Origin of the sequence: Paenibacillus sp. FSL K6-3182 (assembly GCF_037976325.1) — a bacterium.
Classification (GTDB): domain Bacteria; phylum Bacillota; class Bacilli; order Paenibacillales; family Paenibacillaceae; genus Pristimantibacillus.
In genome coordinates, this window is the sequence record NZ_CP150265.1 from 1,209,231 (window position 1) to 1,225,000 (window position 15,770).

A 15,770-nucleotide genomic window follows, 5' to 3' on the forward strand; every position below is an offset into this window, starting at 1 on the left:
CGAAGCCTTGATGCTGCGCGGTTTTTGTCGTTTTACGCGAAAATCTTTTATTATTCTTTCATCGCAGCCTATTAGACTTAAGCTTAAGTGCTGTTAACGTTGCCGAACTTGGGCTCTATCAAATACAGAGTAAGCTCTTAAGCCAATTGGTGAAGATGGAAGGGGAAATCATTGTGAGGAAACAAAAAGTTAGAATGTTAAGGAGCCTGCTGCTCAAGTGGATGATGATTGCTAGCCTAGTTGTCGGTCTGGTAGCTCCCGGCATAGGCAATGCGAGCGGGCAAGCCTTCGCGGCATCTGCAATTCCGGCCAAAGTGCCCGCTGCATTCTCAGATCTAGCGGGCCACTGGGCGGAGAAGACCGTCAGGGAGTGGGCAGGCCAAGGTTTAATTGAGGGTTTTCAGGACGGAACCTTCAGGCCAAATCAAGCTCTAAGCCGGATTGAATACGTAACGCTGGTCAACCGGCTATTCGCGTTCAAAGGAGCGGGGACTAAGCAGTTCACGGACGTCGCTCCGACCGCTTGGTATGCTGTGCAAGTGCATGCAGCCGCGGAAGCAGGGTATATCGAAGGCTATGGCAATGGAACATTTCGGCCAGAGCAGAAGCTAAGCCGAATAGAAGCAGCTGTTGTGCTTTCGCGCCTTGTGCCGGTAATAGGCAAAGACGGGGCTAGCCTGCTCAGCGAGTTTAAGGATGGGGCTAGCATTCCTGGTTACGGACGCGATGCATTGGAAGCCATTGTTGAAGCGGGCTACATTAGCGGGCTTGCGGACGGCACGCTTCGGCCGGTTCAGCCGATGACAAGGGCGGAAGCCGTTATGATGCTCGATAGAGTGCTGAAACAATCAACTAGGTCAGCAGAGGGAATAACCGTTAGCGCAAAGGTTCTTGAAACAGGGGGCACATGGGGCAAGGCGCAAGGGAACTTTGAAGTCGCTGGCGATTTGACCATTCAGGCTCCAGGCACAACTCTTCGTAATGTGACGATTAAGGGAAATCTCACTATTGGGAAAGAAGTCGGCGAAGGAGATGTGTTTCTCAAAGGTGTGAAAGTGCTTGGAAGCACGTTTGTAAACGGCGGCGGGCAGAACAGCGTACATATTGATGACTCGCAGCTAGCAGCTGTCGTCGTCGACAAAGCAGATGGACGAGTTAGGGTTGTCATCGGTGGAACAACGATTATAAGACAGCTGGATGTGCAATCGGAGGCGAATATTGAATCTCCGATATCTGAAGGCAGCGGGATAGAGGGCATTACGATCTCCTCTTCCGGCGAAGTTATTTTGTCCGGCAAGTTTAAGCTAGTCGAGGTTAAGAGCGATGTGCAGTTAACCATTGCTTCGGGATCTGTAGAAAAATTAACCGTTAGTGAGCAGGTTAAGACATCAACCATTTCACTTGCAGAAGGCGTCAGCGTTAGCAGCATGGAACTGCATGGGCCAGCGAATGTGAAAGGCAAAGGAACGATTGAGAAAGCAATTGTCGATTCTCTAGGCGTTGTTTTTGAGAAGGAGCCAGCTCAAAAAGAAGTAACCGAGAAAGGTGGTTTAATTGGAGGTGGAGCATCAGGGGGAATTGGTTCGCCGGGCGGGCCAACGAGCCCAACTAATACACCTAAACCAACCGATACTCCCAAACCAACAGAAACGCCAAGACCAACGGATCCGGTTGATGTAACAGTAACCGCAACTGCGGGTCAAGCAGCAGCGACAGGGTTTAGGCTTGCGTTTAGCGCGCCAGTACCAGGGCTCACCGCAGCACATCTGACACTGAAAAACGCTGCGAACGGAAACATTACTGTTGCATCAGCTTCTACGCTTAATGGGGGCAGCTCTTACTTTATTACAGCAGCTCTCACAGAGGGCGAGTCTTATAAGCTGACGATTGCTAAAACTGGGTTTCAGTTCGGGGCTGGGATTTTATTTCAAGTTCCAAAGACTGAGCAGCCTGCCATTTCGGTTGCAGCATCCGTATATGGGTCCAGCAAAACGGGGTTCTCGTTGCTGCTGAGCCCGTCGGTTGTTGGATTGACGCAAGCTGAGTTTACACTCAAGCACGGCAGCGAAAGTGTCGCAATAGGTTCCGTAACCGAGCGGACGGGAGGCAGCGCTTATGATTTCTCAGCGTCACTTGCCGAGGGTGAAACGTATTCGCTTACGGTTGCCAAGGAAGGATATTATTTCGGCAGCGCAGTATCGATATTCGTTCCGATTACTGATCCAGAGGTTGTATCTGTAGTGGCCTCAATATCCGGCGCAAGTACAGCTGGTTTCACAATCAAGCTGGATACTCCTGTCGCGGGGCTGACAGAGGATCATTTGACATTAGCGTTAAACGATCCAGGCACTAAGATTGGAGTGACGGAGGTCGCAACTGATGATGACGGCAGAACTTATGCTGTCAAAGCGGAGTTGGTCGAAGGCGAGACATACTCACTAACGCTAAGGAAAGCTGGATACAGCTTTGGCGCGGCGCTTAGCGTTGCGGTTGCCCCGCCCAGCAGTATTGCTGTCCATGCGGCCGTTAGCCACATCTCGACATCCGGCTTCATACTGGAGCTCGATCGTACCGTCCCAGCTATCGATGCGCTAAGCTTTATTTTAAAGAATGCTGCTGGAGCGGACATAGGCATTAATATGCTAAGCGCGGTATCTATCGGCAAAGAGTATGAAGTGTATTCCTCCCTAACGAAAGGCGAGACGTATACCTTATTGCTCAATAAAGAAGGTTATGCTTTTGGCAGCGAAATTGTCTTAAAGGTAGAACCTTCCCCAATTCTATCAACTGTAGAGTGGGTCAATCGTCAAGGCTTTCAGTTGAATTTCCCAAACGACACGGTCGATTTGGCTAAGGCCTTGATTACAATAGAGGATGGAAACGGCAAATCGCTTGCTGTCACTTCTGTCCAAACGAACGTGGATGGGCATTCGGCTATCCTATCAACCGATTTAATGGCTGCTGGGAGCTATCGGTATAGAATTGATGTGGATGATGACCGCTATACGATCGGTACGCTTATCGTTCCAGAGAAGATAGCCGTATCGAAACAAACGGCGTTTGATCCGTCCAATGCAGGGATTATCGTGCACTTCAGCGTACCTGTTCCGGGATTAACCGCAGCAGCGTTTTCTCTAGCGGATACAAACGGTGATCAAATTGCAATAGACAGTGTATCGACTCTGGATAATGGCAGCAGTTATTTCGTTAAATCGGCGGCCATGCAGTATCAACCCATAAGACTAAAAATAAGCAGTGAGGGTTACGACTTCGGAAACAGTGTAAACGTTGTTCGAACAACGATTAACCCATGGTATATAGGCGTTGGTCCGAATAATGTCATGGTTGGGCTTAACCCGAATATAGCGGGTTTGACCGCCAATGATTTCAAGGTCATGGATGCGCTCGGGAACGCGGTGGCCATAACGAATGTCGTGTGGGACCCTCAGCAAAGATTTTATGTTGTCTCTTATAACGGAGTGAGAGGAAAACCATATTTTATTAGCGTTGTACGTGAGGGCTTCGACTTTGGTTTACCGAAATCGGTTACGCTCGCGGAGAAGAACACGATTACTGACATTTCCTATACAGGATTCACCTTTGTTCTTAATCCTCCTGCTTCTATTGATACAGTCAACGGCTTTGTTCTCAAGCGGGCCGACGGAAGCACCATAAAACTCCGCTCTGCAGTGACAAGCGACGGCGGTTGGAGTTACCGAATTGCTGCTGATCTGACTCCTGGTGATTACGTGCTGAAGGTCAGTGCGACAATGGATCAGACGATTTATAACATTCATGTTCCGGTCGTTACTACCATTTCGGCGGATCAGATTGTCGATACGGGACTTCGGGTTAAGCTTAGCTATGCTATTGCGGGGTTAATACCAGGTCAATTTCTTCTGACTCGCAAGGGTACAGGAGAGCGGGTAACGATACAAGACGCTGTGACAATGGATGGCGGTCTTACCTACAGGCTGAAGGCAGACTTGCTTGGCGGCAGCTATAACCTAAGTCTTCCTAGTCATCTTCCGGCGCAGGGGATCGAATTTGAAGCGGGAGAAACGATCGACGCGGGGAAAGCGACCATCAGCAATACAGCCATGAATGGCTTTGATCTGGCATTTGAGCAAGCAGTTCCTGGATTATTGCCTGCTCATATTCAATTAACAGATAATCAGGGCAATGGGGTTGGCGGAATGGCGCTGACAACCGCCGATGGAGGATTATCCTATCATGTCAGTGCAAATCTGATCAGTGGTCGAGACTATACGATCGCCTTCCGCAAGGATTACGTGAAGTTTGACGGGCCGGCGACGTTTTACGTCAATCAATTGGTCACCGGAGTTATTACTGACGTCTCCAAAGATGGAGCAGTAGCGGTTACTTTCTCTACTCCTCTAAGGCAAATAGAGTACGGGCAGGGTCTTGCGGTGAAAGATGAACAGGGCAAACGCTATCACCCAAAAACGCTCGTCATGTCTGCCGATGGAATGAGCTTTGAGATGTCTTTTGGCGGTACGTTTGCTTTGACACGCGGACAAACATACGCCTTTGATATTGAGGTGGATGGTTATTCGTTCAGCCACCTAGCCTTTACCGTGCCTTCCGAAGCCACCGTTGCCGGATTTTCTGCTTCGGGTGTTACCGTGCATTTTGACATTCCAGTTATTGGACTTGGGAAGAAAAATTTCTTTATTCGGGGAGCTCAAGGGGAAACGATAAACGTAGCTTCGGCGAACACAACGGATTTCGGAAGCAGCTATGTATTGGAAGCAGCGCTGATTCCTAGTAAATCTTATATCGTTCAGGTAAAGCCGGACTTGACTTATCAGCGTTACGAGCCAGTATCCTTTGTGTTTACCAAGCTCATTACCGCTTCTGTATCCGAGATGAAGAAAGATAGCTTCAAACTCAGCTTCAGTGAAAAGATTGCTGATTTGAAGCCTGCCGACATTATTTTGCGAAGACCAGACGGTCAGCAAATTCCAAACTCGGAATACTCTTTATCAACAAAAGATCAGGGTTTAACTTATCTGGTGGCGATCAGAGCTGCGACTGGTGCAAAATATTCACTTGAGCTAAGCCGAAGTGAATTTACGCTAGCGTCGCCGATCACGGTGGATATTCCCGTAATAGGCTCACTTCAATTGAGAGGTACGACGGCAACGAAGATTTATGTTGATGTTTACCCGCTTATTTCAGATTTGACTGGGGACAGCTTTAAGCTGACAGACAGCAAAGGCCGGCCAATCGGATTTACGCTTCATTACGAAGGAGGCGCATCCTATTCTCTCATTGGCAATTTTAATGTATCCGAGACATATAGCTTAGTCATTACTTATCCGGGATATGACTTTGGAAATCCGCTGACCGTTGGGCTGAAGGTTCGTGCCGATGCGATACTGTTACGCCAGTCGCAGCAGGGATTCACCATCTATTTCTTCCCGTCGGTTCCGAATCTTCAAGCCGCAGATGTGATGGTTAAAGACAATAACGGAAATTCAGTGGCAATTGAATCCATTCATACGAGTGATGACGGAGCCAGCTATACGGTTACGGTTCCTTTAAAAGGAGGAATCACCTATACCGCTAGTGTTGAAAAAGAGGGCTACATGTTCTCTACGCTTGACAAGATTACACTAAACTCGAGATCCATTTCGGCCGTACAAGCAACGGCTTCGAGAGTCACGTTGCATTTTAAGGAACAAACGATGTTAAATACTTCGGATATTCATATAGTGGATGAGAACGGGGTAAACGTTGCGATTCGCACGAACGTGTCAAACGATGGAGGTTATTCGTATGAGCTAGGCGTCGCAATCGTTCCTGATAAGGTCTATTCGGTGTTCATCTCAAAAATGGGTTACGACTATGGTGATCCGCTAGCTTTCTCCATTCGCTCTGTAGGCGTTCGTTTTGGCGGGATGATTAGCGGGAACAATCGAGCTTTTATATTGCATTTAGATCAGCCGGTTCCGCATTTGCGAATAAGTGACTTCCAGCTTAAACGCGTGGAGGGCGGTACAAAGGCAATTACCTCCGCAACCACGAGTGATGGGGGTAATAGCTACCTAATTGAAGCTGAGTTTTGGGGAGCGGAGCAGTACACAATCACCGCTGCCAAAGCCGGGTATGATTTCGGAAGCGGAGTTGTGGTTGACGTTCCAATCATTGCAAATGCTGCAGTGCTAAGTTCAGGCGCTTCGGAAATTGTCATTGGTCTTAGCCCTGCTGTACCGGATTTGGATGTAAGCCATGTGGCTATCACAGACGAGGAGGGCAATCGGCTTACTGCAGCTTCGGTCGTTACAGAGGATGGCGGACTAACCTATCGGATTAAAGCCTCTTATAAAGGAGGCAAAACTTACTCTTGTGCGCTAAGCAAGAGCGGGTATGATTTTGGACAAGCGTTGTCGGCTTTGCTGCCAAGCGCGGTTTCGGTGACAGTGGAAGGCGCTGCCGAGTCGGGACTTGTCGTCTTTGTTGCACCGGGACTAAGCGGACTGTCTGCGAGCAGCTTCGCGCTAAAGGATGCCGAGGGCAAGTCGGTAATTATAAAAGCTGCAACAACAAATAACGGTGGAAGAACGTACACATTATCCGCAGCGCTTGAAGGCGGGAAAACGTACAAGCTGATCATAACAGCAGCAGGATATGATTTTGGAGCGGCATTGAACGCTTATGTGCCAGTACCAGTAAATCCAACTCTATCAAGTGTCAGTAAGGATGGGTTTAACGTGTTGCTTGATTCGGCTGTTCCGGGCTTGCGTGCAAGTGACTTTAGCTTGCGTAATAGTCAAGGTGCTGCGATTGCCATCGCCTCTATTACAGCCGAGAACGCTGGTATCGAATATGCGGTACATGCCTCACTCGAAGAGGGAGCGGCTTACAGTCTGACTTTAACGAAGAGCGGCTACGCATTCAGCAGCGGACTTCCGGTTCTTGTTCCAGCTGCGCCTATACCGGAAGCGCAGGTGCCTATCCGCATGACAGCAAGCCATATTACAACTAACGCTTTCACATTAGAATTAAGCAAAGCAGTCCGTAATATGGATGGCACATGGCTTACACTGCTTGATGACCAGGGACGAGGAATTGGATTCCAGCTTGTAAATCCGAATGGGAACAACCCAGATGCGCCAGATGCAGGACGAATCTACAACATCATTACTCCGCTGTCAGCAGGTGTGAATTACAAGCTGATTGCTCAAATACCGGATCGTGTGGTGGAAGGACCGCTGGATGTTTATATTCCGATGACGGAATATCCGAAAAGTTTAGCTGCGACTAGAAACGGCTTGACGATCACTTTCGTTGGAGCGGGTCCAAAAGATCTGCAGCCGGAAGATGTGAAGCTCTTGTCTAAAGATGGGACAGAGGTCACAGTCACTGGAGTGACAGCGGGTGTAGAGACAGGGTCGTTTTTAATTAAAGCGAATGTGGTTGAAGGGCAAACGTACACCGCAGCTTTTAGCAAGCAAGGCTATATCTTTGCTGGGCAGGAAAAATTAAATGCCGTTTACGTGCCGATTGTTATCTCTGCGACGCTTGTTCGAGTGAATGAAAATGGATTTAATCTGCTCCTTAGTGCTCCGATAGAAAATTTGAATATCGAAATGCACAATGGCAGCGCAGTCTGGTATCGCCCAACCTCTGTTTCAACGCCGGACTTTGGGCAAACCTATTTTATTAATGAATATATCGGATATAACAAGGAGTTTAAGCTTCGTCTGAGCAAGGACGGGCATGACTTTGGAGGGGATACGATCATCAGCAACGTGAGCACACCTCCCGAGCTGATCGATGCCGTATCGAGTGAAAACGGAAAAGCCATTACCCTGACCTTTGATAAGCCGCTGGCTGCTGTTAATTCGGGGTCAACGTTTTCTGTGAAAATTAACAACCAATGGCAAAGCGGGGTTATGACAAGGCTGACCTCCGATGCAACGAAAATCGAGTTGACTTGGAGCAGCAGCGGGGCGGTTATCAGTTCGACATCGACGATAGCCGTCGCTTATAGCGGCATCAACCGGGTCAAGGCAGTTAATCAGACGTATTTGGCCACTTTTGGAGAATTCCAGGTAGCTAATGTCGCTACGCTGGATGGTTTCCTGCAAAGCCATTCCACCCAGTACGATGCCGTTTACCCTGTGCATGTACTGCGGGTTGATTATGGCAAGTCTGCGTTAGAGTCATTAAGACTGCTACGGCAAGCTGGATTTACCCCAGCGAACTACGCAAAAGCGGTCAAGAAAGAATATGGTTTGGATTGGAGTGCATTCATCCGCCTATTATACGAAATAGATACTGATGCGCCTACCTTGTTCCAGGCTTTAAGCGCGTCTGGCTATATTTCCAACTATGTCAATTTGATACCGGATTTTGTGACAGCTGGCTATGAAGCTGAAGACATTGCACTGCCGCTTCGTAATCTTGGCTATCAGCCTCGAGATATAATGGCGTCGTTTAAGCTAGCCGGAGTAACAACCGCTTCATCCGCCTATGTTCTGCGTTATACCTATGCGGAAACTGGCGGAAACGCCGCTGTGGCATTGAAGCTAGGCAAGTACAGTATTAGCGAGATTAGGGATGCTGTTCAATCCGTTTACGGCTTAACGAACGAGAGCACCATCGAAGCTTTGGCTGCCGCGAAATTCACGGCAGCAGAATCCGCAGTTGTCATTAAAGAGGCTTATGCCGCATCTAGCGTAGATAATGCGAAACTGCTTGGCAGTGCTGGTTATCCTGCTAACAATATAGGAATTGCGCTGCGAGATCTATATTCGTTCAGCGACGTCAACGAGGCTGTTCTGACTTACTTGGGAGCAGGCATTGAGACAGGACAAGCTTATGTTATCTTAAAAAGCACCTTCGATAAGCAACAAACAGCTTCAGCTATGCTGGCGGCAGGTATTGCTGCTGCCCAGGTCGCCAAAGGTATTCAAGCCTCCGGCGATGGTGCAGCCGTTATTGTTGGCGCTATGAAAAGCGGATCATACGGGATCGGTGAAATTGCTAGCGCCGTACTCGGCGCATGGGGTTCCGAAGCGGCTGGACTAAGTGAGGCTATGAGAGGGTTTACGGATCATGGTTATGACATGGAAAGCAAGGCGGGATTGCTTCGAGAAAGCTTCGGGGCTGATATCGCTACGACCATCAGCGTGCTGTATCCGGGGGTGAAGGGCGACCAAAGAAAGACGATGCTGTTGTCATTAATTCGCGCTGGTTATGAGCCTGCGGAACTTACGGCTTATATTCTGAATAATCGAATGGCCAGCAGCCGTTCGGAAGCTCTGACGCTGCTGAGGCAGTCGGGTATGTCTACCGCGCAAGGATTAAGCACAATTCGAAATGCCGTCATTCGCGGAGGCGCGTCCTTCACAATGGAGGATGCGGTGGAAGTTATCTTCCGCAGCTATGACCGCTTCGAGGCTGGAGATGTATTACATGCGCTTCGAACGACTTTTGCAAGTGATGAAACGGTAAGTATGGATGCCACTACTTTGGCCCGTTCGCTCACAAGCATCAAAAGCTGGGAGAAGCTAGCCATTGGACAAGCTCTAAAAGCTCAGCTAGGCTTGACGCTGCAGCAATGGGTAGAGCTTGAAAGGACTACTGCATTTGATTATTTTAAATGTCCTTGCAGTGTATCAACGGTTGTAAAGGACTCGCAATATTTGTTCCCGGGAACGTCAATACAGGAAGCGACAGTGGCAATGAGCCTCTCTAGCTTCTATACGCTGGATGACATTATTGAAGGAACAATTAATCTTTATCCTACTGGCGGAGTACGTGCGAAAGGATTGCCGTATTTGACCGCAGCGCTAAAAGACTCGGGGTATAAATTCACGGAAATTGCACAGGCATTTGAAGCGCGGGGCTGGACGGAATGGATTGGGGCTTTCAGCAAACAAGGCATAGCAGCTAGTGAGGTTGCCGCCTATCTGAACCAACGGACCGAACCGCTAACGATAGGGCAAGTCATCACACGCCTTGCACCATATTCGGTAAGGGATATTGCATTAGTGCTTAGAACGGAATACGGCTTGCCATCGTCAGAGGCGTCTGCGCTTCTGCTTGCCAGCTATTCGTCAGAGGAAGTAGGTACTGCCATCGCTGCTGCTTATGGCGGAGACCCTATGACGATTTGGATCAAAGTGCTGAAGGAGCAAGGCGCAACGGCCATTTCTGTCATCAATACGCTGGGTGCGCTGTATCCGTCTTATTTTGACTCAGGCAAGGTTGGGCCGGCACTGATTAAGGGTGGATATTCGAAAGAAGAAGTAATGGAAGGACTTCTCATCCACACCCGAAGAATGGGTAATATGAAATCGACCATAGCGATTCTGCAGTCTTTGTACGGACAAGAGCAAGTGACGATTGCTGGTCTGCTTGACGCTTCGTCCAGCAAGGAGCCTAAGGATGGTATTGCATTTCTTAGAATGAGCGGTTATTCCTTATCCGTTGTTGCTCACAGCCTGAAAGATTATTATCAGCTTACTTCGAGCGAAGCTTCATATTTGCTGGCAAAAGAATATCCTAACGACATCGACGATATTCTGCTTGGCCTTGCATCCTTATATGGTCAAGGACTTGATGAAACAGTTGCAGGCGCGTTGGAGCAGCAAGGGATCACAACCTTTGATGAAGCGGTTAATTATCTATACGTCACAGGTTTCCCGATTAAAGATATCGTGAGCGTTGGCAAAAACCATTTTGGCCAATCGGCTGGGGTGATCGCGCTTCGCTTGTCAGCGGTATACTTGTCGTCAAGCAATGTGCTCATCCAGGCAGTAGCTTCAGCTTTTAATCAATCCGTTGAGTTAACGATGTATCAGCGGCAGGCAGCAGAAGGACCAGTATCCTTTGCCAGTGGAATTGAACTTGCTTATAAGGCGCAATTCAGCTTAGTATCGATCGTGAAGATGGCAAAGGATGGTTACGGTATTTCATCGGGTGCAGCTCTTCAAGCACTGCTGGATACTGGCCGGTATCGCCAGAGCGACGTGCTTTCTGCTATATCGAATGTTTACGGCAGCTCACAAAACGCAAGCATTGTTGACTCTTTAGAGGCTCAGCATCTGGTGACATTGAAGGATGCAATCCCTTATCTGACAAAGATGAGATTCAGCCTCCGGGATATGATTCAGGTAGGGAAGGATTATTACATTCTCGATTCCTCTAAAGTGGTACAAGCCTTAATGGATGGTGCAGTCGATGAGGAGAGCCGGATTTTGGCGGAAGTTTCTGCTGTTTACGGTTTAGCGTTAGAGCAGGTTACGATTCAGGCCATGATCGATCTGGGCATCGGAAGGTTGGCGGATGCAATTCCACAGCTTAAGCTTAGCTATAGCTTGCGAGATATTATCCGAATTGCCAAGGATTATTACCATATGACAGCAGGTGAGACACTAGCTATTCTCTCCGAAACAAATGGATATTCATTTAATGAGCTAGTAGCAACTGTCTTTGAAGTTTACGGAAAACCGATCGAGGAAAGCTTATCCAGCCTGCTTAAGAAGAGCAGAATCAATACGCTGGAGGATGCTGTTCCGCTCCTCAGAGGCATGGGCTATACGCTTCATGATATTGTGGGCGCAGCTAAGGATTATTTTGGATTTGCAGCAGACAAAACGTTAACGGTTCTAACCGCTCTCCAAGTGGACAACGAAAAGGTTATTGAAGTAACGGTAGCTGCCGTTTATGGGCAGTCATCAGAGTCTACGGCGCTGCAGTATCTAGAAGAAGGGGGAATCACGGACGAAACAGCGGCCATTCCTTACTTGTGGAATTCAGGCGTTCCGATGATAGATATCGTACGCGTGGTTAAAGGCTTTTACGGCAAGACAGCCGGCGAAACCGCAGCATTGCTAATTGGCAGTCAGCTGTTCGAGCTGAACGTCATTCTGAGCAGTGTAAATGCAGTGTACGGACAAGCGGTGAACGGCGCTTTAATCGAAGTAATCAAAGCAGGTGGAGCAACATCAGCTGAAGCTATGGCGGATCAGCTCTTGGATGCAGGCTACCGCATGGAGGACATCGTTAAGGCGAGCAAGGAGCAATATGGCAAGACGAGAGAAGCGTCGCTTGTGATTCTTCAGGGACTTGCCGTTTATCAAGAAGCAGCCATTCAATCAACGCTTAATAAAGTGTACGGAGAGGCTTTTGCTCCGGTGAGCATTATCAAGGATGTCCTTAAGCTGAAAGGTGTTGCGACGCCACAAGGAGCGGTTGTGTTCTTGCGGGATGCCGGCTATGAAATTAAGGAAATTGTCCAATACCTCAGGTTTGACTATAAACTAGACTCAGGTGCAGTTACTGAATTGCTTTCTCCCTATTATCCGGCAGAAGTGATTGGGCTTGCTATAGTGGGAGTCTATTATACCAACACAAATCTAAGGGTATTGGAAGATATTTTTCCGGCAACGACCGCATTTGTACCACTCAATGTTGTGCGGTTTATGAAAACCAAATTCACTGTCGCCGATATCGTACTCGCTATGAAGCTGTTATTTCAAATGGATGCAGCCACGATAATGGAAACTATTCCGGAAACTTTGATTCCGCAGGATCAGGTTCGGATGGCCGCAGGTGAAGTATTCGGCGGCAATCCGCTAATTGCTTACCTTGCCCGTATGAAGTCGAAAGGGACGGACGCCGCCGGGATTGCTACCGAGCTTGAACGGCAAAATCTGCTTGGTCCTGATCGTTCTGGATATTTGATCGGCACGTTAATGACGCTTGGTTATGATCGTGCCAGCATTATCCGTGCTTTCTATATGTTCTTCACGGCTGGCAGAGGGACGGCAACAACAATCGAGGAGCAATCGGCGCTGTTCGTCAAGCTGGGGTATTCAAAAGCGGGAGACATCATTGACGTTCTGAGGCAGAATGGGTACGTAAACAGTACCAGCTATGCATATCGCGTATTCACAACCGTCAAGATGACTTTATCGAGCGTTTCTATGGTCGATATTGCGAAGGAAATGAAAAATCGCGGTTATGACGGTAGAGAAATTTTGAACACGCTGAATCGGTACGATGCGCGAGAAGATTCGATCTTTACACTTCTGAAGGAGTATGGTTATAACGCAGAAGAGGCGCTTCGGTACATGAAAGAGCGGACGCTCGAAAATAAACTATATTGGCTGCATAAAAACGGATACGCTGTCGGTGAATACTTAAGATACACCTTTAATTGGGATAACGACACGATTTCTATTTTGAGACAGTTAGGTATTCCTTCCACCGACCTCTCGAAGGCTTTGCACAGCAGTGGCTACAGTCTTTATTATATTTCCAAGTTCTTGTACGACGGAGGATTCAAGGAAATTGCTGAGCTTACTAGAGCGCTGCTGGCGGTAAACGCCCACGTACAATGGGTTCCTTACAATTTGCTTGAGCTGGGTCACTGGTCGCTTAAGGAGATAGCCAAGGGTATGCTTGATTCTGGGCTGATCACTCTCGTAGAGCTTAGCGATGCCATACGGATGGCTAATAACAACAACTTGGATGAGACGTATCTGATTATTAAGGAAATATCGACACGTGAGCAGCAAGCTTTTTACGATGATCTGTCCAGTGCGGAACGCATGCTGCTCAGCAATAATGAAATTGCCATTATCATTACATTGACGACTCTTCGGGGCGATAGAGTAAGGATAGGTGAGGCGACTAAGCTAATGCGAAACACAGAGAGAGTAGACTATAAGGACTCCGTCATTATGACAGCTCTTTCTGGATATAACGTCCTCGATGCTCTTGATGCGGTATGGGATGTTTATCGCTTTGAAATTGGTGTCGCTATTCTTAAGACGATGATCGGTCAGACTTGTACGAAGGTACTTACGGAATTCAAGGATTACTACAGGCTGGGAAATCTGGTTTACAGGATCGTATCAAGAGTGATGAAATAATTTATTCAACCCATGATGTAGAATATCGCAATTACTAGAAAGCACCCTGTCAAAGCCATTTATCATGTATGGCTAGATAGGGTGTTTTTTCTTATGATTTAGTTTCGCCGCTAACGTAATTAATTCTACTCGAAGAATAGTCTGTTTTTCCTTTAGTTGACAAAATCTATCCTTCACCTTAAATTGAATACAAATACATTATAACGTATAAATATTCATTAGAGGTGAAATCATGACTCATTTATTATCACTAAGAGAGTACGACGCGGACACCATTCACTCCATCATCAGGCAAGGAATCGAGATAAAGAACAGCCCAGAGGCCTATTACCACGCAGCAGAGCGAAAAGGTCTTCTCATGCTTTTTCAGAAAACTTCTACTCGTACGAATCTATCGTTTCAATCTGGAATTAACCAAATGGGCGGGTACTCAGTCGTTATGGATTGGGATGCCAGCAACTTCAGTATTTCACCCATTCAGTATGAAGCGCAGTATGCTTCACGAAACTGCGATGTGATTATGGCCAGACTGAAGAAACATGACGATTTGCTCGAGCTTGCCAAGTACTCCAAGGTCCCTGTCATTAATGGCTGCTGCGACAAATATCATCCTTGCCAGGCTCTTGCGGACTTGATGACCATCTATGAGGTCGCAGGTACTTTTACGGGAATAACGCTTACGTACGTTGGCATTCATAACAATGTCGCCAATTCTTTGGTCGCAGGGTGTATGGCAGTGGGAATCAAGCTACTGCTAGTTACTCCGATCATTAACAAGCCATCTTGGGATGAGGAGCTTATGCAAAAGGCTTTTCAAAGTGGATTTGTTGAAAAGGTTATTGATTTGCCTAGTGCGGCAGCCAGATCTGATTTTGTATATACTGACACTTGGATCGATATGGAGTTTTTTTATGAAGACCACTATCAAGATGAGAAGAAGCGAAGAATGGAGAAGATGCTGCCTTATCAGTTGAACAGAAGCAATCTTGCGGGACACTTGCCTTATCTTATGCATGACATGCCTATCCATCCGGGCTTCGAGATAGAGGAGGAGTTAGTGGAGTCGGAGCGTTCCATCATCTATCAGCAAGCCGAGAACAGGATGTATGTTCAAAAAGCGCTGCTTATGCATTTACTTAAATAAAGTTATCAAAAAAGCTCATCCACGCATACTAAGCGCAGTTGAGCTTTTGATTGTTTTTTGGGATGTTCTCAAAATGAACCATGAGCGGCTATGATCTCTCTGACCTGCGTCATTGTATCATTAAAGCGGGTGTCATCATGGTTCCATATGATCACATCAGCATGCTGCATATACTCGCTCTTTAGTTCAATTTCCTCCGCGCGTTGCACCCTTTTGGCGATTTCCTCAGGCATTCCGCCTCTTATTACCAATCTTCTTTTAATGGATTCAACATCCGCACCTACATAGATCGCAATCACATGATCATACCGCTTCTTTAAAGCGAGTACGCCAGCAAGGTCCATTACAATATGGGCATTCCTATTTTGATCGAATACTTCTTCAATGCTGGATTTTAGTGTACCGTAATAATGCTCGTTGTATCGTGTCCATTCAATAAAGGCATCTGCACGAATGTGATTTTCAAACTGGCTCGTTTCCATAAAAATATAATGAATCCCGTCTGACTCATTCGGCCTCGGGAGTCTGGTTGTTGAAGTAATAATTTTTTGAAAGCCGCTAAGGGTCAGCTCTTTCTGGATTTCGGATTTACCTGAAGCGGAAGGGCCATAAAATGCGAATATTTTTCCCAAACGAAAGCTCTCCTTTATGAATTGTTCAGCGATCTCTTCTAATAAAGACCATATATTGTTAAAATGTTTCTAAATGAC

The 15,770-nt window shown here is 47.3% G+C and carries 3 protein-coding genes; 2 read left to right on the top strand and 1 reads right to left on the bottom strand.

What is annotated here, in order from left to right; genetic code table 11:
* The first annotated feature begins 173 nt into the window (after positions 1–173).
* Together MHH56_RS05275 and MHH56_RS05280 are read left to right on the top strand one after the other, a co-directional pair.
* Positions 174–13,916: an S-layer homology domain-containing protein gene (locus MHH56_RS05275; RefSeq protein ID WP_339207081.1), complete on the top strand. Its 13,743-nt coding sequence runs from the start codon at positions 174–176 to the stop codon at positions 13,914–13,916.
* 232 nt (positions 13,917–14,148) lie between these two features.
* Positions 14,149–15,060, top strand: a complete 912-nt coding sequence (locus tag MHH56_RS05280) for an ornithine carbamoyltransferase (protein ID WP_339207083.1) — start codon at positions 14,149–14,151, stop codon at positions 15,058–15,060.
* Between the two features lie 68 nt (positions 15,061–15,128).
* On the opposite strand, the gene MHH56_RS05285 is transcribed toward MHH56_RS05280, so the two are convergent.
* A complete protein-coding gene (locus MHH56_RS05285) occupies positions 15,129–15,692 on the bottom strand; it encodes a hypothetical protein (RefSeq protein WP_339207086.1) in 564 nt (187 codons plus the stop codon).
* Between the last annotated feature and the right edge of the window lie 78 nt (positions 15,693–15,770).